The sequence below is a fragment of the Lentzea chajnantorensis genome (genome assembly GCF_054300775.1).
The window spans coordinates 5,468,542-5,494,679 of sequence record NZ_JBSDZT010000002.1 but is presented as its reverse complement, the minus strand read 5'-3'; the positions used below and the strand labels follow the sequence as shown (position 1 = coordinate 5,494,679).

20 protein-coding genes and 1 pseudogene are annotated in these 26,138 nt (G+C 72.0%); 18 read left to right on the top strand and 3 right to left on the bottom strand.

Annotated features, from left to right (window positions below):
- Window positions 1–21: 21 nt before the first annotated feature.
- Together ACVDFE_RS27155 and ACVDFE_RS27150 are read right to left on the bottom strand one after the other, a co-directional pair.
- Window positions 22–1,242, bottom strand: a complete 1,221-nt coding sequence (locus ACVDFE_RS27155) for a beta-ketoacyl-[acyl-carrier-protein] synthase family protein (RefSeq protein ID WP_458432354.1) — start codon at window positions 1,240–1,242, stop codon at window positions 22–24.
- Window positions 1,239–1,466 (bottom strand): acyl carrier protein, encoded by a 228-nt coding sequence (locus ACVDFE_RS27150; RefSeq protein WP_458434402.1) that lies wholly within the window; start codon window positions 1,464–1,466, stop codon window positions 1,239–1,241. Before ACVDFE_RS27150 ends, ACVDFE_RS27155 begins: the two co-directional genes overlap by 4 nt.
- 343 nt (window positions 1,467–1,809) lie before the next feature.
- Here ACVDFE_RS27150 and ACVDFE_RS27145 point away from each other — a divergent pair, with 343 nt between their 5' ends.
- The 8 genes from ACVDFE_RS27145 to ACVDFE_RS27110 all read left to right on the top strand — a co-directional run bounded on the left by ACVDFE_RS27145 (window position 1,810) and on the right by ACVDFE_RS27110 (window position 13,839).
- The gene (locus tag ACVDFE_RS27145; protein WP_360383599.1) at window positions 1,810–2,823 is read left to right on the top strand and encodes a beta-ketoacyl-ACP synthase III; all 1,014 of its coding nucleotides are present in this window, start codon (window positions 1,810–1,812) and stop codon (window positions 2,821–2,823) included.
- Window positions 2,824–2,857: 34 nt separating this feature from the next.
- Entirely contained in the window at window positions 2,858–3,226 is a 369-nt protein-coding gene (locus ACVDFE_RS27140) for a MaoC/PaaZ C-terminal domain-containing protein (protein WP_458432353.1), read from the top strand.
- 195 nt (window positions 3,227–3,421) lie between these two features.
- Window positions 3,422–3,796 carry a response regulator transcription factor gene (locus ACVDFE_RS27135; RefSeq protein ID WP_360383593.1) on the top strand — a complete coding sequence of 125 codons (375 nt, stop codon included), beginning with the start codon at window positions 3,422–3,424 and terminating at the stop codon, window positions 3,794–3,796.
- On the top strand, window positions 3,793–4,881 hold the full coding sequence (locus ACVDFE_RS27130) for a HEAT repeat domain-containing protein (protein WP_360383590.1): 1,089 nt from the start codon (window positions 3,793–3,795) through the stop codon (window positions 4,879–4,881). The genes ACVDFE_RS27135 and ACVDFE_RS27130 overlap by 4 nt, the downstream gene beginning before the upstream one ends.
- The gene (locus tag ACVDFE_RS27125; protein ID WP_458432352.1) at window positions 4,878–6,374 is read left to right on the top strand and encodes a glycosyltransferase family 2 protein; all 1,497 of its coding nucleotides are present in this window, start codon (window positions 4,878–4,880) and stop codon (window positions 6,372–6,374) included. Before ACVDFE_RS27130 ends, ACVDFE_RS27125 begins: the two co-directional genes overlap by 4 nt.
- Window positions 6,364–7,575, top strand: a complete 1,212-nt coding sequence (locus ACVDFE_RS27120; RefSeq protein ID WP_458432351.1) for a sensor histidine kinase — start codon at window positions 6,364–6,366, stop codon at window positions 7,573–7,575. Before ACVDFE_RS27125 ends, ACVDFE_RS27120 begins: the two co-directional genes overlap by 11 nt.
- 146 nt (window positions 7,576–7,721) lie before the next feature.
- Window positions 7,722–11,117 carry a helicase-related protein gene (locus ACVDFE_RS27115; RefSeq protein WP_458432350.1) on the top strand — a complete coding sequence of 1,132 codons (3,396 nt, stop codon included), beginning with the start codon at window positions 7,722–7,724 and terminating at the stop codon, window positions 11,115–11,117.
- A 79-nt stretch (window positions 11,118–11,196) separates the two neighbouring features.
- The gene (locus tag ACVDFE_RS27110) at window positions 11,197–13,839 is read left to right on the top strand and encodes a DEAD/DEAH box helicase (protein ID WP_458432349.1); all 2,643 of its coding nucleotides are present in this window, start codon (window positions 11,197–11,199) and stop codon (window positions 13,837–13,839) included.
- Between the two features lie 37 nt (window positions 13,840–13,876).
- On the opposite strand, the gene ACVDFE_RS27105 is transcribed toward ACVDFE_RS27110, so the two are convergent.
- Window positions 13,877–14,626 (bottom strand): dTMP kinase, encoded by a 750-nt coding sequence (locus tag ACVDFE_RS27105; protein ID WP_360383575.1) that lies wholly within the window; start codon window positions 14,624–14,626, stop codon window positions 13,877–13,879.
- 336 nt (window positions 14,627–14,962) lie between these two features.
- Here ACVDFE_RS27105 and ACVDFE_RS27100 point away from each other — a divergent pair, with 336 nt between their 5' ends.
- The 10 genes and pseudogenes from ACVDFE_RS27100 to ACVDFE_RS27055 all read left to right on the top strand — a co-directional run.
- Complete coding sequence (locus ACVDFE_RS27100) at window positions 14,963–15,658, top strand: class I SAM-dependent methyltransferase (protein WP_458432348.1); 696 nt, start codon at window positions 14,963–14,965, stop codon at window positions 15,656–15,658.
- Window positions 15,655–16,509, top strand: a complete 855-nt coding sequence (locus ACVDFE_RS27095; RefSeq protein WP_360383570.1) for an isocitrate lyase/phosphoenolpyruvate mutase family protein — start codon at window positions 15,655–15,657, stop codon at window positions 16,507–16,509. Before ACVDFE_RS27100 ends, ACVDFE_RS27095 begins: the two co-directional genes overlap by 4 nt.
- Window positions 16,506–17,624, top strand: coding sequence for a phosphonopyruvate decarboxylase (aepY, locus tag ACVDFE_RS27090; protein WP_458432347.1), 1,119 nt, complete (start codon window positions 16,506–16,508; stop codon window positions 17,622–17,624). The genes ACVDFE_RS27095 and aepY overlap by 4 nt, the downstream gene beginning before the upstream one ends.
- Window positions 17,621–18,883, top strand: a complete 1,263-nt coding sequence (locus ACVDFE_RS27085) for an ATP-binding protein (RefSeq protein WP_458432346.1) — start codon at window positions 17,621–17,623, stop codon at window positions 18,881–18,883. Before aepY ends, ACVDFE_RS27085 begins: the two co-directional genes overlap by 4 nt.
- Window positions 18,884–18,890: 7 nt before the next feature.
- Window positions 18,891–19,772, top strand: a complete 882-nt coding sequence (locus ACVDFE_RS27080; RefSeq protein ID WP_458432345.1) for a TauD/TfdA family dioxygenase — start codon at window positions 18,891–18,893, stop codon at window positions 19,770–19,772.
- A gap of 222 nt (window positions 19,773–19,994) precedes the next feature.
- On the top strand, window positions 19,995–20,216 hold the full coding sequence (locus tag ACVDFE_RS27075; RefSeq protein ID WP_360383559.1) for a hypothetical protein: 222 nt from the start codon (window positions 19,995–19,997) through the stop codon (window positions 20,214–20,216).
- Between the two features lie 477 nt (window positions 20,217–20,693).
- Complete coding sequence (locus ACVDFE_RS27070; RefSeq protein WP_458432344.1) at window positions 20,694–21,167, top strand: hypothetical protein; 474 nt, start codon at window positions 20,694–20,696, stop codon at window positions 21,165–21,167.
- On the top strand, window positions 21,164–23,434 hold the full coding sequence (locus tag ACVDFE_RS27065; protein WP_458432343.1) for a methyltransferase: 2,271 nt from the start codon (window positions 21,164–21,166) through the stop codon (window positions 23,432–23,434). The genes ACVDFE_RS27070 and ACVDFE_RS27065 overlap by 4 nt, the downstream gene beginning before the upstream one ends.
- Before the next feature lie 178 nt (window positions 23,435–23,612).
- Window positions 23,613–25,835 carry an MMPL family transporter gene (locus ACVDFE_RS27060; RefSeq protein ID WP_458432342.1) on the top strand — a complete coding sequence of 741 codons (2,223 nt, stop codon included), beginning with the start codon at window positions 23,613–23,615 and terminating at the stop codon, window positions 25,833–25,835.
- A gap of 94 nt (window positions 25,836–25,929) precedes the next feature.
- A pseudogene (locus ACVDFE_RS27055) lies at window positions 25,930–26,133 on the top strand (cold-shock protein); the annotation flags it as partial.
- Between the last annotated feature and the right edge of the window lie 5 nt (window positions 26,134–26,138).

Genomic DNA, 26,138 nt, shown 5'->3' with positions numbered 1-26,138 from the left:
TCCTTCTTCTCTGGGTGCCGGTCAGGGCGCGCCGACGAGCAGCGCGGCGTTCTGCCCGCCGAACCCGAACGAGGTGCTCATGGCGATCTCGATCGCCTGCCGCCTCGCCACCGGGGCGAGGTCGAGGTCGATCTCCGGGTCGAGGTTCTCGAGGTTGGCCGTGGGCGGGACCAGCCCGTGTTCGATGCTGAGGGAGGCGTAGACGGTCTCGGCCGCCCCGGCCGCCGCGAGCAGGTGGCCGGTGACGCCCTTGGTCGAGGCCACCGAGATCCCGTCGCCGAAGACCTCGCGCACCGCTTTCGCCTCTGCCTGGTCGTTGAGCTTGGTCGACGTGCCGTGCGCGTTGAGGTGGTCGACGTCCGCACCGGTGAGGCCCGCGTCCAGCAGTGCCGCGGTGATCGCCGCGCGTGCGCCCACGCCGTCGGGGTGCGGGCTGGTCACGTGGTGGGCGTCGGCGGAGGCGCCGTAGCCGAGCACCCGGCCCCGGACCGTCGCGCCGCGGGCACGGGCGTCCGCCTCCCGTTCGAGGACGACGATGGCCGCGCCCTCCGCCGCCACGAACCCGTCCCGGTCGCGGTCGAACGGGCGAGAGGCCCTGCTCGGGTCCGCTGACCGCTTGGTGAGCGCCCCCATCCTGGCGAACGCGGAGAGCACGAGCGGCACGAGCGAGGCATCGGCGGCACCCGCGACCGCGACGTCGCACGCACCGGACTGCAGCAGCATCCGCGCCGTGCCGATCGCGGTGGCACCGGAGGCGCACGCGGTCGACACCGTCAGGTTGGGACCGGTCGCCGACAGGTGGATGGCGAGCTGACCGGCCACCATGTTCACCAGCGACATCGGCATCGTGAGCGGTGAGGTCGCGGCCGGGCCGCGGTTCAGCATCGCCACGTGCTGCGTGGTCAGCGTCTCCATGCCGCCGACCGACACCCCGACGACGATCGCGACGCGGGCGCCGTCCCAGTCGCTGGTGCGCAGTCCCGCGTCCTGGACCGCCTCGCCGGCGGCGACGATGCCGAGCTGGCTGTAGCGGTCGAGCCGCCGAGCGCCGTGACCGAGCAGCATCCGCGCGTCGAAGTCCGTGACGGGGCACACGACCTGGGTCCCCAGCACACCGAGGTCGGGACCGAGCACGGCCGTCGGTTCGCCGGCGCTGACGCGCTTCCAGTTCTCGTCGACGCCGACGCCCGCCGAGGTCACCATCCCCCGGCCGGTGATGACGACCTCGGGACGCGAGGTCATGCCGCGACCTTGCCGCTCAGCAGCCCGGCGACGTCGGCGATCGTGGTGACCGTCTCGAGCTCCTCGTCGGAGATCAGGACGTTGTAGTGCTCACCCATGACGACGCCGAACTCGACCACGTCCAGGGAGTCGGTCAGCACCTCTTCGAGCGCGGTGTCCGCGGTGATCGTGTCGGCCGGAACCGCGAACTTGGTCGTCAGGACCTCGGCGATCGTGTTGTACACGCTGGACAAGACGTTTCCTCCTGCGATGGGCGGCTCGGCGGCGCGTCGGCAACCGTTGGCAGCACCAACTCTGCGACAGGTGGGGGAGGTCCGTGCTGTGGAGAACCACAGTCGGTTGTGTGACCTGATCGGACCGTGCGGCCACCTCGCCATCCCGTCCACTTAGGACCCGAGGACGACGGACCCGCTGGTGTGCCGATGACATCGGTGCGGTTCGGCTTGGCGACGATGCGGCCGGGAACGCGCCGCTGTGGACTTCCACAGTCGATTCCGGCTCGCGCTGGTTAGCGTCGATGACGTCGTACCGGCGTCGACGCGCCACGCGAGATCAACGGGAGAACGTATGACAGCGGATCAACGCCGTGCCGCGGTGCTGTGCGGGATCGGCACGTGGTTGCCGTCGAGGGTGGTGACGAACGACGAGCTCGCTCGTCAGCTGGACACCTCGGACGAGTGGATCCGGAAGCGGACCGGCATCCGGGAACGCCGGGTGCTCGAACCCGGCATGTCGACCTCGGTCCTCGCGGTGGAGGCGGGTGCCCGTGCGCTGAAGTCGGCCGGTGGCGCGGACGTCGACCTGGTGATCGTGGCCACGACGACACCGGACCACCCCTGCCCGTCCACCGCGCCCGAGGTCGCCAGCAGGCTCGGGCTGAGCGGGGTGCCCGCCTTCGACCTCAACGCCGTGTGCGCGGGCTTCGTGTACGCGCTCGCGACGGCCGCGGGCCACATCGCCGCGGGCATCGCCGAACGCGTGCTGGTGATCGGCGCCGACACCTTCACCACGGTGCTGAACCCGCAGGACCGCACCACCGCGGCCATCTTCGGCGACGGCGCCGGCGCGGTGGTGCTCCGCGCGGGCACCGCGGACGAACCGGGCGCCTTCGGCCCGTTCGACCTGGGATCGGACGGCACCGGCTCGGACCTGTTGATCGTGCCCGCCGGTGGTTCCGAGCAGCGCGGTTCCGGAGAGCCGCTCGACCCCGCCGACGTCCACTTCCGGATGGACGGCCAGCCGGTGTACCGCCACGCCGTGGCGCGCATGAGCGAGTCGGCGGGCAAGGTGCTCGACAACGCAGGGTGGCGCCTCGAGGACGTGGACCGGTTCGCGTGCCACCAGGCGAACGCCCGGATCATCAGCGCGGTGGCACGCAACCTCCGGGTGCCGGAAGAGCGCTTCCTCCTGAACGTCGACCGCGTGGGCAACACGGTCGCCGCCTCCATCCCGCTGGTCCTCGGCGATGCCGCCGCCGCAGGGGAGCTGGTCGCAGGCAACCGCGTACTGGTCACCTCGTTCGGCGCGGGCCTCAGCTGGGGTTCCACCGTGCTGACCTGGCCGGAACTGGTCATCGAGTGACCGCCTCCCCGGAACCGCTCACCACCACCGCATCATGACGGCCCGGATCTTCGCCACACCGGCCGACCTGCTCGACGCCGTCGGCGACCGGCTCGGCACGAGCTCGTGGCGCACCGTCGACCAGCGCACGGTGGACGGCTTCGCCGACGTCACCGGCGACCACCAGTGGATCCACCGTGCGGGTCCCGCGGCCGACGCGGGTCCGTTCGGAGGACCGGTGGCGCACGGCTTCCTCACCCTGTCGCTGGTGGTCCCGATGCTCGACGAGGTGCTCCGCGTCGACGGGGCCTCGTCGGTCGTCAACAGGGGCGTCGACGCGCTGCGCTTCACCACACCGGTTCCGGCCGGAGGACGCATCCGGCTGACCGCCGAGCTGCACGTCGGCGAAGTCGCGGGCGCGTGACTTCGTGGAGGCCGTGGTGTCGGTCGTCGTCGAGGTCGAGGGGAAGCCCCGTCCCGCCTGCAAGGCCGACCTGGTCATGCTCTACCGGTGAGACGGCGTTCTTCCGGCGGCGGTTGCGCCATCCAGATGACGTGAAGGACTGAATGGTCTAATCAGGGGTACCTCGAACGGGAGACCGAGAGTTCGGGAGTTCCCATGACCACCGTGCTCGTCGCCGATGACGATGCTGACGTCCGGGACGTCGTGGTGTTCAAGCTCGAGCAGTCGGGCTACGACGTGCTCGTCGCCGAAGACGGCGCCACGGCGTTGACCCTGGCCCGCGACGCCCTGCCGGACATCGCCGTCCTGGATGTGATGATGCCCCGGATGACCGGCCTGGACGTCTGCCGGGAACTGCGCGCGGCCGAGGCCACCGCCGGCATCCCGGTGATCCTGCTGACCGCCCGTGCCCGGGAGAGCGACGTCGAAGGCGGCTTCGACTGGGGAGCGGACGACTACCTCACCAAACCGTTCAGCCCCCGTGAGCTGGCCAGCCGGGTCCGCGCCGTCCTGGCCCGCAGCCGGCGATGACCTCACCGGTGTCCCCGTCGATCGACCGCGACGTGCTGGTCGTCGCGGTGGGATGCCTCGCCGTGCTGCTCGTCGCCCTCTCCCTGGCGGTGTTGGCCGGCCGGTGGTGGCTGCGGGTCACCGACGCACGCCGCGCGGGCCTGGTGGCTTCCGCTCGCCCGTGGCTGGTCCGGCTGGTCGCAGGAGAAGACGACGATGCCGTGTCCGTGGAACGGCTCGCCGCGGTGGATGCGCGCACGTGGCGCGCACTGGAGCCGGTCGCGGTCGCCATGCTCGGCAAGGTGCGCGGCGAGGCGCGAACCGCCGTGGTCGGCCTGCTCGAACGGCGAGGTTCGGTGGAGCGGGCGATGCGCGGCGCACATCGGCGCAGCGCCGTGGTGCGTGCCCGGTCGGCCCACCTGCTCGGCGCGGTGGGCGGACCGGGGGCGACGGCGCAGCTCGCACGACTCCTGGGGGACCGAGACCTGGAAGTGCGGGCCGTGGCCGTGCGGGCCCTCGGCCGGCTGGCCGACCCGAGCGCGGCGGTCGCACTCGTGCACGGCCTGCGGCGCACACCCCCGCTACCGCACCACCTGGTCATGACCGCGCTGCGGCAGATCGGCCCGGCGGCGGTCCCACCGTTGCTCGCCGCGGCGGACCACGCCGACGACCTCGTTCGCGCCCAGGTCGCCGAAGCCCTCGGCCTGATCGGCGCGGTGGCGGCGGCACCCGTGCTCGTGGCGATGCTGCGCACCGACCGCTCCACCGAGGTCCGCCTGCGTGCGGTCCGTGCTCTCGGCCTGATCGGCGCTCCCACCCCGGTCGACGACGTCATCGCCGCCACCTCCGCCCGCGAGCCGCTCGTGCTGCGGGTGACGGCGGCCGAGGCCCTGGGCGTGCTGGGCGCGCGGCGCGCGGTCCCGGTGCTGACCGAGCTGGTCGACGATCCCGTGCATTGGGTCGCGCACACGGCCGCCGCGTCTCTCGCCGCGATTCGCCCTGACGGAGTGGCCGCTCTCGCGCGGGTGGCTGACCGTTCGGGGCATGCCCGCGAGGCTCTGGCGGCGGCGAACGCCAGGAGGCCGCCGGCGACGGTGCGGCCATGACCGCGCTGGACGTCGTCAGCGACGTCGTCGTTCTGGCCAACTGGTTCGTGCTGGCCTACTTCCTGCTGCTGAACACGAGCTACCTCGGCCTGATCCTGCTCGCGGTGCGCGAGTTCCGCCGCCACCTCCGGCGCCGCCCGTACGCGGGCTTCGAAGAGACGTACACCGACCCGTTGGCGCTCGGGGTCTCGGTCGTGATGCCGGCGCACAACGAGGAAGCGACGATCGTCGAGAGCGTCAACGCCATGCTGGCCCTGCGGCACCCGCTCTTCGAGGTCGTGGTCGTCGACGACGGCTCCACCGACGGCACCTTCGACGTGCTGCGCTCCCACTTCGGTCTGGTGGAGGTCCCGCGGGTGGTGCCGGAGGACGTCCTCACCCGCGGCGCCATCACCTCGGTGCACGCCCCGCCGGGAGCGGTGCCGCTGGTCGTGGTCCGCAAGGAGAACGGCGGCAAGGCCTCGGCGAACAACACCGGCATCAACGTCTCGGTCCAACCGCTGGTGTGCATGGTCGACGCCGACTCGCTCCTCGACCCGGACGCCCTGCTCGTCGTGGCCAGGCCCTTCGGCGACGACCCTGAACACGTGGTCGCCACCGGCGGCGTCGTGCGCGCGGTCAACGACAGCACCGTCACGGCCGGACGCGTGACCGAGCTGCGCATGCCGAGGACCTGGTTGGCGCGCACGCAGGTCGTGGAGTACCTGCGTGCGTTCCTGCTGGGACGCTCCGGCTGGTCGGCCCTCAACGCGCTCGTCGTCGTCTCCGGGGCGTTCGGCCTGTTCCGGCGCGACGTCCTGGTGGAGGTCGGTGGGCTGGACGTCGACACGATCGGGGAGGACGCCGAACTGGTCGTCCGCCTGCACCGCTGGATGCGCGAGCACCGGCGGCGCGCCAGGGTCGTGTTCGTCCCCGAGCCGGTGGCCTGGACCGAGGTGCCGGAGTCGCTGCGGGTGCTCGGCCGCCAGCGGCGCCGCTGGTCCCGCGGCCTTGCGGAGGTCCTGTGGAAGCACCGCAGGATGCTCGGGAACCCGGCGTACGGCGCGGTCGGCACGCTGGCACTGCCGTTCTACGCGCTGTTCGAGCTGCTCGCGCCGGTGGTCGAGCTGTTCGGGCTCGTCGCACTCGCCGCCGGACTGCTGATGGGGGCCGTCGACTGGGCCTTCGCCGTGCTGTTCTTCCTGGTGGCGTTCGGCTACGGCGTCGCGCTCTCCCTCGTCGCCCTCGTGGTGGAGGAGTACTCGTTCCACCGCTACCGCGGCTGGCGTGACCTGGCGGTGGCCCTCGTGGTGGCGGTCGTCGAGAACGTCGGCTACCGGCAGCTGACGGCGGTGTGGCGGCTGCGCGGCCTGGTGGACGCCCTGCGGGGCGGGAAGGCCGAGTGGGGCCGGATGACGCGGGTGGGGTTCGCCAGCGCCGAGCCCGCGGGCGGTCCCGTGCCCGCGTCCGGACCGGTGGCACATCCGGGAGAGGCGGTGCCCGATGCCCGTTGACCTGCATGACCGCGACTCCGTGCTGGCCGAGTACGGCATCGAGGACCTGGGGCGCCACCCCGACCTGGAAGCTCTCGCGGAGCTGGCCGCGCAGGTCTGCGGGGCACCCCACGGCGCGGTCAACCTGATCAGCGAGCACCTGCAGCACCAGGTCGCGGCGGTGGGGATCTCACCCTCGGTCTGCTCGCGGGAGGACTCGATGTGCGCGGTCTCGATCGTCACCCCGGAGCCGGTCGAGGTGTTCGACGCACGGGAGGACCCCCGCTTCGCCGCCAACCCCTTCGTCACGGGCCGGATCGCATCGGTCCGGTTCTACGCCGCCAGCAGGCTGCAGGCGCCCTCCGGCGCCGTGCTCGGCACCCTGTGCGTCTTCGACGACGTCCCCCGCCGGCTGGACCCGCGACAGCGGCGCAGCCTGGACCTGCTCGCCCACCAGGCCGTCGACGTGCTGGAGCTGCGACGGTCCGGCCTGGCGCTCACCCGCACCGTCGCGGAACTGTCCGCGGCCCGCGCCGAGCTGCTGCGCTCCAACAGCGAGCTCGCCGACTTCGCCGGACGGGTCAGCCACGACCTGCGCAACCCGCTCGCGGGCATCACGGGATTCCTCGAACTGCTGTCGGACCACCCTGCCGTCGTGGCCGCCCCGACCGCCGGGCGACTGGTCGAACGCGGCAGGGGCGCCGCGAACCGCATGCACGCCCTGGTCGACGAACTGCTGGAGTACGCGAAGCTCGGCGGACAGCTGAGGTGCCGGTCCGTGGACCTCGGCACCCTCCTCGCCGACCTCGTCGACGACCGCTCCACCGGCGCGGGAACCGAGCCGGTGGAGCTGGACCTCGAACCGCTGCCGGCAGTCCGCGGCGACGAGACACACCTGCGAGCGCTGCTGCAGAACGTCATCAGCAACGCGGTCCGCTTCGCACGCCCCGACCGGCGGCTCCGCGTGCGGATCCGGGCGAAGCACAGTGGCGAGTTCGTGCGCGTCGAGATCGCCGACAACGGCAGGGGCATCCCACCCGCACGCCGCGAAGAGGCCTTCGCGCTGCTGAGCCAGGTGCACCAGCACGGCACGGTCGAAGGCGGCACGGGCATCGGACTGGCCACCTGCCGACGCGTCGTCACCGCCCACGGCGGCACGATCGGAATGGCCGACGGCATCGACGGCGGCTTGACCGTCTGGTTCACCCTGCCCGCCGCCTGATCGAGCTGAAGCGATCTTGCGGAGACGTTCGCCAAGCCGTGACGTGATGGCACGCTGGCCGGTAACACCGCGTGCCGGGGCCACGACATGCCGTGGGGAACGTCGTGGTGCGGTCGACAGGAGCTTTGCGCGTGCGGTTGGAGTCGTTGACGTCCAGTGTCCGGTTGAACGGGGTGGAGCCGGGCGAGACGGTCACCGTCCTCTTCGCTCAGCCGCACGGTGCCGACACCGTCGAGCTGACCTACAAGCGCGTCAACGGCTCCTTGGGGCAGCGCCTCGTCTACCGCGACGACGAGGACTCGCTCACCGTCGCCGACAGCGGGGCGCGTGCGTTCGACGCTCCCGCGGAGGACTTCAAGCTGGCCGCCGAGGCCAAGCGGATCCAGCTGGCCGGCCTCTTCGACCCCATGCTCGCGGTGGCGACCAGCAACGTCCGCCCGTTGCCGCACCAGATCTCCGCCGTGTACCGGGAGCTGTTGCCGCGCACACCGCTGCGGTTCCTCCTGGCGGACGACCCCGGCGCGGGCAAGACGATCATGGCGGGTCTCTACGTCAAGGAGCTCGTGCTCCGCGACGACGTGCAGCGGTGTCTCGTCGTGGCTCCCGGTGGGCTGGTCGAGCAGTGGCAGGACGAGCTCTTCTTCAAGTTCGGCCTCAGCTTCGACCTGCTCACCAACCAGCTGATCGACGCGAACGTCAACGTCAACGTCTTCGAGGCGAAGAACCTCGTGATCGCGCGGATGGACCAGCTCGCCCGCAACGAGGAGCTCCAGCGCAAGCTGCTGGAGAGCCGGTGGGACCTCGTCGTCGTCGACGAGGCGCACCGCATGGGCGCCAACTGGTTCGGTGGCGAGCTGCGCAAGACGAAGCGGTTCCTGCTGGGGGAGAAGCTCGGTGAGATCGCCCGGCACCTGCTGCTGATGACCGCCACCCCGCACTCGGGCAAGGAGGAGGACTTCCAGGCCTTCCTCACCCTGCTCGACCGGGACCGGTTCGCGGGCAGGAAGAAGACCACGGTCGACACCGCGGGGCTCATGCGCCGCGTGGTCAAGGAGGACCTGCTCACCTTCGAGGGGAAGCGGCTGTTCCCCGAACGCGTCGCCGAGACGGTCCCGTACCAGCTGACCCCGCTGGAGCAGGAGCTGTACGAGGACGTCACCGAGTACGTGCGCACCGGGATGAACCGGGCCGAGCGCCTGGACGGGAAGCGGCGGAACACCGTCGGGTTCGCGATGACCGTTCTCCAGCGGCGGCTGGCTTCGAGCCCCGAGGCGATCCACCGGTCACTGGGCCGCCGCGCCGAACGGCTCGAACGCAAGAAGCGCGAGATCGAGGCGGGCTCGTTCGCCGAGTCCTTTCCGAACGCCGACCTCGCTGTCCTCGACGACGACGAGCTGAGCGCCGAGGAGCTGGAGTCCCTCGAAGAGGAGGTCGTGGACGCCGCGACGGCCGCCCAGACCGTCGCCGAGCTCAGCGCCGAGCTGAAGGAGCTCGGCGTGCTCATCGCGGCCGCGTCCCGGGTCCGCGCGTCCGGCACGGACCGCAAGTGGTCGGAGCTGTCCCGCATCCTCCACGACCACACGCTCACGACCGATGCCAGGGGCGTGCCGCGCAAGCTGATCGTCTTCACCGAACACAGGGACACGCTGGACTACCTGCGCGGACGCATCACCACGCTGCTGGGGCGGCCCGAGGCGGTCGTGGCGATCCACGGCGGGGTGCGGCGACTGGACCGGCGCAGGACCACCGAGGAGTTCACCCAGAACCCGGGGTGCCAGGTGCTGCTGGCCACGGACGCCGCGGGCGAGGGCCTGAACCTCCAGGCCGCGCACCTGGTGGTCAACTACGACCTGCCGTGGAACCCGAACCGCATCGAGCAGCGGTTCGGGCGCGTGCACCGCATCGGCCAGACCGAGGTGTGCCGGCTGTGGAACCTGGTGGCCACCGACACCCGTGAGGGCGAGGTCTTCGCCACCCTGCTCCGGAAGCTGGAGCAGATGAGCGAGTCCTACGGCGGGAAGGTCTTCGACGTCCTCGGCGAGGCGTTCGCGGAGACACCCCTGCGCGATCTGTTGCTGCGCGCCGTCCAATACGGCGAGCAGCCCGAAGTACGGGCGCGCATGCACGAGGTCATCGACGAGGCAGCCGGGAAGAGGGTGCGGCACCTGCTCACCGAGCGGGCGCTGGCCGCGACCGGCTTCTCGGACGACGACCTCCAGACGATGCGGGCGGCGATGGACGAAGCCAGGGCGAAGCGCCTGCAGCCGCACTACGTCGAGATGGCGTTCAAGGTCGCGTTCGCCCGGCTGGGCGGCAAGGTCGTCCGGCGGGAGAAGGGGCGCTTCGAGATCCCCCACGTCCCGCCGGCGGTCCGCGCCCAGGCGCACGCCCCGGTCGCGTCGCGGTACGAGCGGGTGTGCTTCGCGCTCCACCACATCGGGGACGAGGAAGCCGTCCGGGCCGACCTGCTCGCGCCGGGCCACCCGCTGCACGACGCGGTGGTGGACCTGGCGGTCGAGCGGTTCTCCGGTTCCCTCGCCGCCGGCACGGTCCTGGTGTCGGCGACGCTGGAGAAACCCCATCTGCTGGTCGGCGTCGAGGAGACCGTGAACGACGCCACCGGCGCGTCCGTGGCACGCCGCTTCGGGTACGTGTTCGTGGACGAGCACGGCACCGTCACCTCCGCCGGCCCGGCGCCGTACCTGGACTGCGTGGCCGCTCCTCGCGGCCACGGGGTGGACCAGGCCAAGACCGCCGCGTGGCTCGCCGACGCCGAGACCAAGGCGCTCAGCTGGATCAGCGCCCACCGGCTCCGCGAGTACCTCGACGAGGTCCGCCCGGCCCGTGCCGCCGAGCTGGAACGGACGCGCCACCAGGTCCGGGAACGCCTGGTCGCCGAGCGGGAGCGCCTGCTCCGGGACGCCTCCACCGCCCAGGAGAAGCAGCGGCGCGGGGAGAAGGTGAAGGAGACGGCCACCAGCCTCGCCGGCAAGGCCGCCGAGCTCGACGTCCGGCTCGCCAGGCGCATGGAGCTGCTGGACCGGCAGAGCCACATGTCGACGCAGCCACCGCGGTTCGTCACCGCCACACTGGTCCTCCCGCTCTCACTGGTCGCCGACGAGATCGACCGGAACGCGCCCCTGCACGCCAAGGAGACCAAGGAGGTCGAGCGGCGCGGGATCGACCTCGTCCTGGCGACCGAGCGGAAGCTCGGCCGCGCACCCGAGGAGCAGGCCTTCACCAACCCCGGCTTCGACGTGCTCTCCGCCGCCCCGGACGGCACCGCCATCCGGATCGAGGTGAAGGCGCGCACAGCGGGTGCCGAGGACTTCTTCGTGACCCACAACGAGGTCATGACGGGCAAGAACGCCGCACCCCACTACCGACTCGCCCTCGTCTCAGTCGACCCGCGCGGTCCCGAGCACGACCAGGTGCGCTACCTCGCCGATCCCTTCAGGACCACCGACCTGGGAGGCTTCGCGGCGACGGGCGTCCGCGGGGACTGGGCCCAGTCGTGGTCGAAGGGGACAGCGCCCTTCTGACCAGGACACGCTCGCGAGGGGACAGCAGACCGCAGCTCCCGCCGGTCGACGCCGGCAGGCAGGGTGACGAGAGAGAACGATGGACAAGGTCGAACGCGAGCGCGCCAAGGAGATCGCGGCCAGCCTCCAGCAGTGGTCCCACCGGGCGGGGACTGTGCGCGCGACCAGGAAGGCCGTCGCGGACGAAGCCGCGGCCGCCGCCAGTGAGATCGAGCGCCGCGTCCACCGGTGCGGGGTCGGCCAAACCGTTCTGTGGCAGACCATCAGCCTGCGCCCCGACGACCGAGCCCGCGTCACCGCGCTGCGGCGGGCGCACGAGCTGCCGCAGGTCTCCGAGCAGGCGCACGAGGCTCTGACCGGTCTCCTGAACGACCGCGTCCGCACGGCGCTGGCCGACAGCAGATCGGCGTTCGGCGCCCGGCGCCTGTTCGCCTCCAAGGCCCGCAAGGAGAAGGCAGCGGGCAGCGTGCAGCACCTCGCCGAGCTCGACGGCCGGCTGACCGGCTCGGGTGCCCTGACCGCACTGGCGCAGCTGGAGCGGTGGGACCCGGCGCTGACGCGTGACGTCCCCGAGAACATGCTGCTGGCGCCCGAGGTCGGCTTCGCCCACCGGCTCCCGGCCGGTTCCCAGGTGGTCGACGTGCGGTTCCTGGCACCGGCACGGGCGGCCCTGGCGGCGATCGACCGGTCGCTGCGCGAGGTGCACCAGGTCCAGGCCGTCGTCGCCACCGCCGCCGAAGCGCTGCGCCAGGACGAGACCATGGCGATGGTCGCCGAGATGCCGGTCGAACGCCTGCGGGAGGCCACGAGCGGACAGCTCCGGCTCGGCGCGCTCCGCGAAGCCGGGATCACCACCGTCGGCGCGGTGCTGCGGCACGAACACGCGATCCCCGCGCTTCCCGGCGTGGGCGAGGTGACCGGCAAGCGGATGATCGGGGCCGCGCGCACCATCTGGCAGACCACCCTGGACGAGATGCCGGTCCGCATCGACATCGCCAAGCGGACGCCCGCGGCCACCGAGCTGCTCCGCGCCCTGCGCGCCTGGTCCGCGGTCCGGTCCATCGGCGCGGCCGCCGCCGAGCTGGCGGCCGTGGAAGAGCTGCGCGCCATCGCGAACACCGTCGCCAACGGCGCCACCCACCTGGTGGTGATCCCCGCCGAACGGCAGGTCGCGGACCTTCGCGCGGTCTGCGACAGGGTCACGAACTGGGCGGGGGCGCTCGGGCACCACGACGGCGGCGGCACGTCCCGCGGCGCGGCCGACCCGTGGGAGGACTTCTTCGCGCGTCCCGCCGACTACTACGCGATGCTCTCCGAGCTGGGTTTCCTCAGCGGTGACGAGGAAGGCACCGGCGGCGACCTCCCGGACGAGATCCTCGACGCGATCCGCGACCTCAAGCTGGAGACGTCCCACCTGCGCGCCTCGCTGCGCGGCTACCAGTCGTTCGGCGCGCGGTTCGCGATCGTGCAGCGCAAGGTCATCATCGGCGACGAGATGGGCCTCGGGAAGACCGTCGAGGCGATCGCCGTGCTCACGCACCTGCGCGCCAAGGGCTCCCACCACTTCCTGGTCGTCTGCCCCGCGGCCGTGGTGACGAACTGGGTCCGCGAAGTCCGGTCGAAGTCGGACCTGGGGGCGTTCCGGCTGCACGGCCAGGGCCGCGACGACGCGCTCAGGCAGTGGGTCAGAGACGGCGGCGTCGCCGTCACGACGTACGACAGCCTGGCGTGGCTGGAGGGACGGGTTCCCGCGAAGGCCGCCCCCGCCTGCCTGGTGTTCGACGAGGCGCACTACATCAAGAACCCCGAGGCCAAGCGGACGGCGAGGTCGCGGGCGCTCATCGGCGGCGCCCCGCGCGCGGTCCTGCTGACCGGCACGCCCCTGGAGAACCGGATCGAGGAGTTCCGCAACCTCGTCGACTACCTGCGCCCCGACCTCGCGGTCGACGCGGGGGAGCACGCCCCGCGCCAGTTCCGCAAGCAGGTCGCCCCCGTCTACCTGCGGCGCAACCAGGAGGACGTGCTCACCGAGCTGCCGGAGCTGGTCGAGGTGGAGGAGTGGCTGCCGCTCTCGGACGAGGACCAGCGGGCCTACCGCGCGTCCGTGGCCGAGTCGAACTTCATGGCGATGCGCCAGGCCGCGCTGCGGGCGGGCCACAGGTCCGAGAAGGTCCGCAGGCTCCTCGACATCGTGGAGGAGGCCGAGGAGAACCAGCGCAAGGTGCTGGTCTTCTCCCACTTCCGGGGCGTCTTGGACGACGTCGCCCGCATCCTGCCCGGCAAGGTGTTCGGGCCGCTCACCGGATCGGTCCCCGCTGCCCGGCGCCAGGCGATGGTCGACGAGTTCTCCGAGGCAGCCGGTGGCGCGGTCCTGGTCGCCCAGATCGTGGCCGGCGGTGTCGGTCTCAACATCCAGTCCGCTTCGGTGGTCGTCATCTGCGAGCCGCAGCTCAAGCCCACCACGGAGTGGCAGGCGATCGCACGGGCGCGCCGGATGGGCCAGCTCGAGACGGTCCAGGTCCACCGGCTGCTGTCCGAGGAGGGCGTCGACCGCCGGATCACCGACATCCTCGGGCGCAAGCGCGAGCTCTTCGACGAGTTCGCACGCACCTCGGCGACGGCGGACAGCGCGCCAGAGGCGTTCGACATCTCCGACGCCGAGATCGCCCGCGAGATCGTGGCCGCCGAACGGAAACGACTGCTCGGCGGCCCGGCCTCGTAGACCCCGAGCGCCCCGCGCCACTCGGCCGGCCGCCGGATCACCGGCTTCGGATCGGACTCCCGGTCGCGGTCGGGCTGATGTCCGCCGAGGCCGTGGTGGCTGCGCGGAGCGGGCGTGATCCGGTTGACCAGTCGGTCACCGCCGTCGTACCGCGGTGCGGGGTGGGGAGCAGTGCGGCGACGTGGTCGCGCAGGGCGCGTTGGACGTTCTGCCGGGAGTCGCTGGGGATCACCGTCCATCCCCGCGTGCGCGCCCAGTCGAGCAGGACCCGGCGGACGGCCGTCTGGTGGGTCAGGAAGCGCGCGGGGGAGCACCCGGCGTCCCGGCCGCACTCGTAGGGGGCGAGGTCGGTGCCCTTGCGGCGCAGGGCCTCCTCCGGCGTGACGTCGAGGTAGACGACCGAGTCGACGGGCGCCATCGCGGCGTTGATCGTGTGCACGAGGTCGGGTGGGCAGTCGGCGAGCAGTTCGGCTGCCGCGTGCTTCGCCCAGTAACCGTCCAGGACCACGAGGTCCTCGGTGCGTTCGAGTGCGAGTGTGGCCGCGGTGGCGTTCATCCACCCCAGGAACAGCATCCGTGCCGGGGTGGGCATCTCCGCGATGCAGGTGCGCAGGTCCACCTGGTCCGTGCCCCGCAGGAACCGCGCGTGCGGCACCACGTCGTGGCGGAAGACGTCCCATTTGCCGACGACGGCGGCGGAGTGGCCCTCCGCCCGTGCCCATGCGACCAGGTCGCGGACTTGAGTGCTCTTGCCCGCGCCATCGGGCCCGTCCAAAGCGATGATCATTGTTCGATCGTCCTCCCCGGCCCGAACGGCGATCCCTCTCCAGGAATTGCGTAGGCCTTTCACGTTGCATTCGAGTCAAGGTGATATTCCCACCACATGAGTGTCGGGTCGGATTTCGACACGCCGGGCGGAGTCGATGTCGGTACAGTCACCTCGGACAGGCCGGGAGGATTTCATGTTCAAAGTTTCTCACGTTGTCCGAATGGATGACGGAATCGATGTGCGTCACCGTGCGCAATTCTCGTCACTCGGTCAGGTAGGTGATCTCGTGCCCCGAACGCGCGTTGTTCGATCGGATGTCGCAATCTCCGGTCGAGAACCCGGTGGGGCGGCGAGATGACCGCGCACCTCTACTGGGACCGGATGTGGCGCACCCGGCAGGGCCGCAGCGGCTGGGTCGCGCCGCACCCCTGGGTGACGGACACCGTCCACCGCTTGCGCGAGCGCGGCGTGCGCGACGTGCTGGACCTCGGCTGCGGCATCGGACGGCACACGTTCCTGCTGGCGGGGGAGGGCTTCACCGTCCACGCGATCGACCGCAGTGCCGCCGCGGTGGAGTTCGTCCGCGGTGAGGCGGCCGACCGGCGAATGCTTCTGACGGCGGACGTCGCCGACATCACGTCCCTGCCCTGTCCGGCCGGCGCCTTCGACTTCGTGCTGGCCTTCAACGTGGTCTACCACGCCGACGAGGACGTTCTGGCGCGGGTGCTGGGGGAGGTGCGCCGCGTCCTCCGCCCCGGTGGCCTCTACCAGGCCACGATGCTGTCCAAGCGCAACGCGCAGTACGGCCGGGGCGTCGAGGTCGCGCCGAACACGTTCGTCCAGCCCCGTGCGACCGACGACAAGGTCCATCCGCACCTCTACGCCGACGAGGCCGACCTGGTGCGGCTGCACCGGGGGTTCAGACTGCTCGACGCCTTCGACGCCGAGCACGGGACGCCCGGCTCGTACCACTGGCACTGCCTGTTCGAGGTGGAGCGCGCGACGCCGCAGCACCGCGGCCCCGGGCACGTCGGGGGGCGGCACGCATGACCAAGGCCGCTGAGCTGCGCGAACTGCTGACGCGACCGGCTGTCTCGCGCATCGTCGGGGCGAGGGACCCGCTCACCGCGCGGATGGTCGAGGAGGCGGGCTTCGACGGCGTGTGGGTGTCCAGCTTCGAGCTGTCGGCCACCCGTGCGCTGCCCGACCTCGGCCTGCTGACGATGACCGAGTGCCTCGACGCCGCCGCGCTCATCGACGGTGCGACGGTCCTGCCCTCGCTGGTCGACTGCGACACCGGGTTCGGCACCGCGATCAACCTCGTCCGCGTGGTGCGGCTGTGCGAGGCGGCGGGCATCGCCGGGATCTGCGTCGAGGACAAGGTGTTCCCCAAGCGCAACAGCTATCTCGACGGAGGACAGGTCCTGGAGGACCCGGACGCGTTCGCCCAGCGCGTCGAGGCGGCCGTGCGCAGCAGGCGTGACCAGGACTTCACCGTGGTGGCCCGCTGCGAGGCCCTGATCGCCGGCGCGGGCATGGACGAGGCGGTGCGCAGGGCGCACCACTACGTCGACGCCGGCGCGGACGCCGTGCTGGTCCACTCGAAGCGGCGCGAACCCGACGAGATCGTCGAGTTCCTCCACCGGTGGCGCCGCCGCGCGCCGGTGGTCGTGGTGCCGACGACCTACTACCGGTGGAGCCTGGCCGAGGCGCAGGACGCCGGGGTCTCGCTGGTCATCTACGCCAACCAGGCCCTGAGGGCCTCCGTGCTGGCCGTGCGCACGGTGCTGAGCGAGATCCACCTGCGCGGCGACGCGGCCACCGCCGAGGACTCGATCGCGCCGGTGAAGGAGGTCTTCGCCCTGACCAGGACCGCCGAGTGGGAGGAGTGGGGAGCGTGATCGAGGCGGAGGTGTTCTGCGGCGCGCTGGAGACGCGCGGGTTCGACTTCTTCACCGGTGTTCCCTGCTCCTACCTGCAGGGCGCGTTCGCCGTCCTGGAACGCCGCGGCGCCTACGTCCCCGCGCCCAACGAGGGGGTGGCGATGGCGATGGCGGCCGGCGCGCAGCTCGCCGGCCGCCGCGCCGCGCTGCTGGTGCAGAACTCCGGGCTGGGCAACCTGCTCGACCCGCTGACCTCCCTGCTGATGTCCTACGACATCCCGCTGCTGGTCGTGATGAGCCTGCGCGGGTGGCCGGACGCACGCGACGACGAGCCGCACCACGAGGTCATGGGTCGCGCCACGGCCGCGCTGCTGGACGCCGTGGGGGTTGCGCACGCGGTGCTCGGACCGTCGGTGGACTCCCTCGACGCCGCGCTCGACCGGGCGAAGCGGGAGTACCGGCACGACCGCTGCTTCGCCCTGCTCGTGCCGAAGGCGGTGCTGGCCTCGTGCCCCGTCCCGGACACGGCCGCGGACGCGGTGATGCGTCGCGCGGACGCGGTCGCCGCGATCTGCGCGCACCTGGGTGACGCGCTGGTCTACAGCACCACCGGCATGATCAGCCGCGAGCTGTTCGGGCTGGACGACCGCCCCGGCAACTTCTACGTGCAGGGCAGCATGGGCCACGCGATCGGCCTGGGCCTGGGCACGGCGGTCGCCCGGCCCGACCGGCGGGTCGTCGTGGTGGACGGTGACGGCTCCGCGTTGATGCACCTCGGTGGCCTGGCGCTGGTGGGTGACAGGAAGCCGCCCAACCTGACCCACCTGGTGCTGGACAACGGTGCCTACGACTCCACGGGTGGACAGCGGACCCGCGCCCACCCGGTCGCCTGGGACCGCCTCGCGCTCTCCGTCGGCTACCGCACCGCCGCGGTCTGCCGGACCGTCGAACAGGTGCACGCCTGCCTGGAGCACGTCGCGGGCGCACCGGGCCCGCACCTGGTCGCGGTGCGGATCGCGGCCGGCGCCGGGGTGACCCCGCCACGCGTCACGTCCGTCCTCGACAACCCCGGCATCCGGGAGAGGTTCCGGTTCGCCGCGTGTGCCACCACCGGGCTCGGGGTGGACCGGTGAGATCGGTGCTGGTCGCCGCGCGTGGAGCACCGGCGGTGCGCGCGGCCGCGGTGTGCCGCGCCCTCGGCATCGCCCCGGTGACCGTCGTGACGCGGTCGGACCCGCAACGGCGGCACGTCCTCGCCGGTCACGTGGTGCTCGACGCAGCCGGCTGCGCCGCCACCACCCGCGCCGGTGTCGGCTGCGGCGGTTACGACTGCGCCGACTGCGTCGTCCGCGCGGCGGTCGCGGCCGGGGTGGACGCCGTGCACCCCGGCTGGGGAGCCGTCGCGGAGGACCCCGCGCTGGCCCGCGGGCTCGCGGAGCGGGGCATCCGGTTCGTCGGCTCACCGGAGGCGGCGCTCGCGGTGGCCGGTGACACGGCCTGGGCGGTCGAGACGGCCGAGCGCGCCGGCGTGCCCGTGCTGCCCCACGCCGTCGGCAGGCGGATGATCCGCGCGCTCGTCGCCCGCCACGGCCTGCCCGTCGTGCTCAAGCGGTCGCGCTGCCGGCAGGGCGAGGGTGTCCGCGTGGTCCGGTGTCCAGCGGAACTGTCCGCCGCGCTGGCCGACCACCCGGACTGGTACGCCGAGCGGTACGTGGAACCCGCGCGCGTGGTCGGCGTGGTGGTGGCGGTCGACGACCAGGGCAACGCCGCACACCTGTGCGAGCGGGAATCGCTGCTGGTGGCGGGCAACCGCAAGCTGCTGGAGGCCGCGCCCGTCCACGGCGTGCCCGACGTGCTCCTGGCGGCGATGCGAGCCGACGCCCAGCGGGTGGCGTGCGCGTTCGGCCTGCTCAACGTGGTGACGGTCGAGTTCCTCGTCCACGCGGGCGGCTACACGTTCCAGGAGGTCAACCCGCGCCTCACCGGCGCCTACCGGATCGCCGAAGCGGTGACCGGGATCGACGTGATCGCCCTGCAGCTCGGGCTGGCCGCCGGGGCGCGGTCGTTCCCCGTCGACCCGCCCGCCGGCACGCACGCCGTGCAAGGCCACCTGTTCCTCCGCCCAGGGGCGCCCGCAAACCGGGTGCTCAGGCGGGTGAGCCTGCCCGCCGAGCGGCCGGGGGTGGTCGTCGACTGCACGCTCGACGTGGGGCAGCCGGTCGTGCTCGACACCATCGCGGCGCAGGTGCTGGCCACCGGCACCAGCCGCGCCCAGGCGTACGACCGCGTGGCGCGCGCAGTCGGCGATCTGCACCTCGCCGGTGTCCGGCACCACGGCGCGGACATCGCGCAGTGGTGCCTCCGGCGATCCCGAGCGCTCACGGAGGTGTGACGACGACATGGACGACAGCGAACAGACCACCCCGATCCACCACCTCGACCAGCGGCTGGTGGACGGGGTGGTCACGGACGACCCCTCCTCCCGCGCCGCCTTGGCGAGGGCGGTGCGCGACTGCGAGGAACGGCACCTGGTGACCGGGCCCGGCTACTTCCTGCTGTCCGGCCTCGGTCATCTCGACGAGTCCGCGGCACGCCGCTTCCTGCTCGCGCTGTCGGTGGCGCTGGGCAGGCCACTGCCGCAGACCTTCGACGGCGAGGTGGTCCGCGAGGTGCGCGACCGGGGTGTTCGGCTGGAGAGCGGACCCACCGTCCGCTACTCCGACACCCGGCAGGGCGGGCACCTGCACACCGACGGCATCCACCGGCCCGGCGAGGTGCCCGCCTACTTCGCGCTGCACTGCGTCCGGCAGGCGGCGGCAGGCGGGGCCCTGGTCCTGGTGCACGTGGCCGACCTGGTCCGCGAACTGCTCGCGTCGGAGCCGGAGTCGGTGGCCGCGTTGCGGCAGCCGGTGCACTTCGACACGCGGGACGACCGCCCCGGCCACCCGGTGACCGTGCCGCGCCCCGTCCTGGAGCTCGACCGCGGGGAAGCGCGGATCGCCTACCTGCGCGAGTACATCGAAAGCGCGCACCGCCGACCGGGGGTCCCCCCGCTGTCCGAGCCCCAGACGCGGGCCATGAACCGGTTGGACGCGTTGCTGTCCCGCCCGGACCTGCGCACCTGTCACCGCCTGGAACCCGGCCAGGTGGTCGTCGTCAACAACAGGGCGGTCGTGCACGGCAGGACCGCGTTCCAGGACCGGCCCGGCGCGGGTGCGGGTCGGCTGATGTTGCGGACGTGGATCGGTGCCCGGCCCGCTGTCCAGCGGCCACCTCTGTGAGTTACCCCCGGGTGGTGCCGGCGACATCACCGGCGGTGACGCCACTCCCCACCACCTGGGTGCCATCCGCCGAAATAGTACTTCGAAATCACCGAATCGGATGTAAAAACGCCCGGCTGCGAATAATGGGCCACGCGCCCTTGTCGGCCCGGATTGACCGCAGTACGCTCGGAAAACCGGGCAATTCACATTTCGACGTTCTGTTGATGAAAGGCGATCCCGATGGCTAACCAGGAACGCGCGGCCGATGTGGAACAACTCGCGAGCGCGGCGAGCACCATTCAGGAGAACCGCACCGGTTTGGTCCTCACCGGTCGGATCAAGAACGGTGAGCTCCAGCTCGACCAGTCGACGCTCGACCAGATCCGCGAGAAGTACCCGGACGCCGACATGGCGTTCGTCGCGATGAACTCACCGTTCGACGCCGAGCCCCAGGCCGTCTGACCGCCACACCGTCTGGCCGAACGTGGCCCCAGCACCGATCGCGAGGATGTGAGGTTCGGATGTCCCAGGACGTTGTTCTCGCGCACACTCTGCTCGGGCGTGAACCCTCCACGGACCTCATCCGGTCCATCGCCGAGGTGGCGGTTCGAACCCACTACCCGGATGCCGGGTGCCCGCGCTACTTCGAGGCGCTGGACCAAGCCCTGCGGGACGAACCGCCACCGTTCGGCACGGCGGAGTACGGCCTCATCTACCGCAGCCTGTCGGTCGAACCGAGGTGGATGGGCATCTCACTGATCACCAACGCGGAGCGGGAGGGCGACGGCTCCCGGCGGCTGTGGTCCCTCGCGGCCTGCGCGGTCGACCCGCGCCACCAGCGCCTGCTCAAGCGCCACGCCTGCGACGAGTCCAGGCACTCCCTGATCTACCTGTCGCTGCTCGACCTGACCTTCCCCGGGGCGGTGTCGCCGGAGTTCCGTGCCGAGCTTCCGGCAGCTGTCACCGGGGTTCACCATGCGGCGGGAGCTGTTCCCGGTCCCGGGGTCCCCGTACGCCAGGGTGCCCACGATCGACGACTTCCTCCAGATGAACATCGCCGAGATCCGCACGACGGTCCACCACGCCATGCAGCGCCCGGTCCTGGCCGTCCACTGCCCGCCCGAGAACCAGGACAAGATCACCAGGCTGCACGACGCGCTGCTGACCGACGAGCTCAGCCACATCGCCTACACCGCCGTGCTCGTCGAGGAGATCGGCCGGAACGCCGACCCCGGCCGGTTCGCGGCGCTGTTCCGCAAGCGGCTGCACGACTTCAACACCATCACCACCGAGGAGCTGGGCGGGAACGTGTTCGACTGCTCGGTCGCGTGCTGCGCCCGCCGGCCGACCTGCCGCGCGAGAGCGGGCGACCCGGAACCCGTCCTGCACCAGATCGGGATCGGCCGCTCGTGAGCAGCGCCACGGAGACGTCACCGGCGCTCACGGCGTGCCTGGCCCGGTGCGGCACCGACCAGACGGCCCTGTTGGCCGGCATCGACGACGTCGTCGGCCTGCGCCCCGGCGACCTGGTCCTCGCCGTCGGCTCCCTGGTGGAAGGGCTGGGCAACGACAAGTCCGACCTCGACCTGATCCTCGTCCCCGGCGAAGGTGACACCGACCGCGCGGAGGACGAGCTGTGCTGGGCCGTCGGGCACAGCATGGTCGACCTGCGGATCCTCCACCGGGCCGGAGTCGAGTCGTTGATCCACCGCCTGCGCGACTGGGCGTGCCTGCCGTGGAACCTGGTCGAGCTGGCCCCGTTCGACGACGGCGAGCGGTTGCTGCTGCACCGCCTGCTCGAAGGGCTCGTGGTCCACCCGCCCGGCCCCGGTCCGGCGCCGTGGTCCTGGCGGCCGGACCGCGCCTCGGTGGCGAGGCTGAAACTCCAGGTCGCGCGCCACCTCGCGCGCACCGTCCAGGTCGACCTGGTCGGCTACCGCGGCCAGGGTGACGACGCCACGTGCGTGCTGGCGGCGCAAGACCTCCTCGGCCACGCCGTCGACGGCCTGCTCGCGGCCCACCACCTCACCAACCCGAACCCCAAGTGGCGCACCCGGCTGCTGGCCCGGCTGCCCGGCGACTGGGACCGTCCTCTGTGGACGCGCAGCACCGGTCTGCCCGCCGACCGCCTCTTCTGGGACCTCCACCGGGCGCCGGCCAGACCCGAACCACGGTCGGCCGCGGCCCACGCCACCCGCTGCGTCGCCTTCGCGCGGGCGGTGTTCGCCTGGGCGGAGCACCACCTCATCGGACGCCCCGCACCCGCGAGGGTGCCGCTGGTCCCGGTGCGCGACGACGACCGCGCCACCGGCCCTGTGCTGCCCGCCCTGGAGTTCGACGTCGACTTCTTCTTCTCCGGCCAGGGGATCGCCGTCGCCCGGCTCAACGAGTTCGCGGCCTCGCTGCAGCTGTCGGAACAGGAGTTCGCGCACCTGTTGCTGTGCGACGGCAGGACCACGGCCGCCGCGGCACGGGCGGCCGTCGGACAGCGGGACGGCGAGGCGGCGCCGGGCGTCGAGAGCCTGGTCCAGCGGATCACCGACCGCGGCCTCGTCCTGCGCACACCGGCCCAGGCAGGCACCTCCCCGTCGGAGGACGCCGCCATCGCAGCGGTGGAGCGGTTGAGCGAGGTGCTCACCGGAACCGGGTACGGCGAGTTCCTGACCTGCTTCACCCCGTCCGTCCTCGACCCGCGGGCGTGGCGGGCCGCACGCGACCACGCGGCACCGGGTCTGCGTGCCGTCGTGGACCTGTTGCTGCTGGGCCGCGCTGTGCACCCGGACGCGCTGCCGCCGGACCTCGCCGCGTCGGTGGCGGGCTTGGTGGCGGCGGGAGTGCTCGTCGAGCGGCCGGACGGGTGCGTCGACACCGACGGCCTCGCCGTCCTGCTCGTCGCCGGCAGCTGGTTGATCTGCCACCGTCCGCAGCCGGACCCGCTGTGCTACCTCGGTGACGACTCCCTGGCACTGCTGAGCCGGCTGACGCCGCAGGGAACCCGAGCGTGCCTCGACCTCTGCGCCGGCCCTGGGCTGCACGCGCTGCACTGCGCCCGCTTCGCACCGCAGGTGACCGCGGTGGAGCTCGACCCCCGAGTCGCCCGCGTGACCCGGCTCAACGCCGCGCTGAACGGGCTGACCGACCGCGTCGAAGTCCTCTCCGGCGACCTGTACCAGCCCGTCGCCGGGCGGCGCTTCGACCTGGTGGTCGCCAACCCGCCGACCCTGCCCTACCCGGTGGCGGACCTGCCGGCGCCCCGTGTCGGCCACGGCGGTGAGGACGGCCTGCTGGTGACCTCACGGGTGCTCGCCGGCCTCCCGGACGCCCTGACCGGTCGCGGCCGGGCGCACCTGGTCGGGATGACGCTGACCGACGGCGGACCGGGGCGCTTCGGTGACTGGCTGTCCGCGGCAGCACGCGAGCACGACCTGGACATCCGCTGCACGGTGGTCTCCCACTCGCCGCTGACCACCGGCACGGACACCTGCGAACGGCTCATCACGGCGGTCGCCGCCGCCACGCACACCCAGCCGGACCGGGTCCGCGAGTCCTACGCCCGGCTGGTCGAGAGCCAGCGCGCGACTCATCTGAGCGCCTACTTCCTCCAGGTGTCGACCGGTTCGGGCGAGGTCGCCCTGGCCGATGTGTCACCGGCCGGCCGCGGCGGCACGTGGTTCGTCTGAGCACCACAGTCCACGCCGACCGTGACACGGTCACGCTCTCGGTTGATCTTCTGCGTTCGCACCCTCTGGAGGGACGCTCGATCGGGCGGCACGAAGAGCGCGCGGAACCCGGTGGCAATAGCTTCCCGATGCGACAGCCAAGCGGTCCACCGGCATCCGACGCAGAGGGAGTCCTTGCGTGTTCAGAGGTATCGGCCGGTTCGTCACCAGGCACGCACGCGCCGTCCTCGTGGCAGGTGTGTCGGTGGTGATCTGCGCCGGGGCACTCGGTCTCACCGCCTCCGGTGCGTTGACGACCTCCGGTTTCGGTGATCCGGATTCGGAGTCCTGGCGGGCGCAGACCCTCATCGAGGAGCGGTTCGGCGGGCACGTCAACGCCCTGGTCCTGATCACCGCCCGCACCGGCACGGTCGACGACGCGGCGGTCAGGCAAGCCGGCGGCGAGCTGACCGCGCGCCTGAAGACCGACCCGGTGCTGTCCGACGTGACCTCCTACTTCGCCACCGCGACGCCGCAGCTGCGTTCGGACGACGGCCGGCACGCGCTCGCCCTCGGCCAGTTCTCCGGTGACTTCGCGGACAACCAGAACACCGTCGAGCGGCTGCGTGAGCGCTATGCCGGCGACCGGGGCCCGATCACCGTCCACATCGGCGGCTCGGCGGCGGCCGAGCTGGACGCCGACCAGCAGTTGGCCGCCGATCTGCTGCTGGCCGAGCTGATCGCCGTTCCGGTGATCCTGCTCCTGCTCGTGCTCGCCTTCCGCACGGTCGTGGCCGCGACGCTGCCGTTGCTCATGGGTGGTGCCGCGATCGTGTGCACCATCGCCGGGTTGTCGGTCATCGGGTCGGTGACCGACGTGTCGATCTACTCGGTCAACATGGCCGTCGGGCTGGGCCTCGGGCTGGCCGTGGACTACGCGCTGCTGATGACGAGCCGGTTCCGCGAGGAGCTGGCCGCCGGGCTCGACCCCTCCGCCGCGGTGATCCGCACCGTGCAGACCGCCGGCCGGACGATCGTGTTCAGCGCCGTCACGGTGGCCGTCGTGCTCTCCGTGCTGCTGTTGTTCCCCATGTACTTCCTGCGTTCCTTCGCCTATGCCGGGATCGGCGTGGTCACCGCGTCCATGATCAGCGCGGTGCTCGTGCTGCCCGCGGTGCTGACCGTGCTCGGACCGAAGGTCAACGCCGGCCGCCTGCCGTGGGCGCACCGCTACCCCCTCGGCTCCGGGTCGGCCCTGTGGGGAAGGCTCGCCGACACGGCCATGCGGCGGCCGCTGCTCACCGGGGTGCCGGTGATCGTCCTGCTGCTGCTGGCAGCCATGCCGCTGGCACGGGCGGAGATCGGCATGCCCGACGACCGGGTGCTCCCGAGCTCCGCACACAGCCGGGTGGTGGGCGAGGTGGTGCGCGGGCACTTCCGCACCGAGGACGGCAGGGCGATCCAGGTCGTCGTGCAGGGCACTGCCACACCGGCCGCGGTGGCCGGCCACGCACGCCGGATCTCCGAGCTCCCCGGTGTGGCACAGGTGACCTCCAGCGCGGGAGCGTTCGTCCGCGGTCACGACAGCGGACCGGTCCCCGCCGGAGCCACGCTCGTCCGGGCCGACAGCCAGCGCCTCCTCGTCGCAGCCCAACTCGAACCCAGCTCGGCGCGGGCGCGCGAGCTGATCAGCGCGATCCGCGCGCTGCCGGCACCGCCCGGCACCTCGGTCGTGGTCGGCGGCGAGGCAGCGCTCCTGGCGGACAGCCAGGACGCCATCGGAAGCCGGCTGCCACTGGCGCTCGCGTTGATCGCGATCACCACGTTCGCCCTGCTGTTCCTGTTCACCGGCAGCCTCCTGCAACCGCTGCGGGCGGTGGCGTTCAACGTGCTCGGCCTGTCGGCCACCCTCGGTGTGCTGGTGCTGGTCTTCCAGGAGGGGTGGCTGGCACCGGTCCTCGGCTTCACCCCGTCACCGCTCAACATCTGCATGCTGGTGCTGATGGTCACCATCATCCTCGGACTGTCGATGGACTACGAGCTGTTCGTGGTGAGCCGCATCAAGGAGGCCCACGACCAGGGCGCCGACCACCACTCGGCGGTGATCACCGGAATGTCCCGCACCGGCCGGCTCGTCTCCACCGCCGCGGCACTGATCGCGGTCAGCCTCTTCGCGTTCGCCCTCAGCGGAGTGAGCTTCGTCCAGATGTTCGGCATCGGAGCAGGACTGGCCGTCCTGCTGGACGCCACCCTCATCCGCGGCGTGCTGATGCCGGTCGGCATGCGACTGCTCGGACGCCACGCGTGGTGGGCTCCCGCACCGATGCGCCACCTGCACCGACGCGTGGGCCTCCGCGAAACACCGGACACGCCCACCCGTGTGGCTCCCACACGTCACCCTCTACCTGAAGCCGCCCGGTAGTGCGCGCACACTCCAACACCGCTGGTGGGTCAACCGGGATCTCATGCGCCTGGGACACTGGACCCTCAACCACCCGCTAGACCAGGAGTGCACAGTGCAGCAGGGAACCGTCCGCTGGTACGACCTCGAGCGCGGCTTCGGCTTCCTCGCCCCCGATGACGGCGGCCCCGACATCTTCGTGCACGTCTCGCAGGTGCAGGGCGAGGGTGCGGCACGGGCGCTGCGCGAGGGCCAGACCGTGGAGTTCGAGACCGGTGAGGGACCTCGCGGTCCGCAGGCGCTGCACGTCGCCGTCACCGGGGA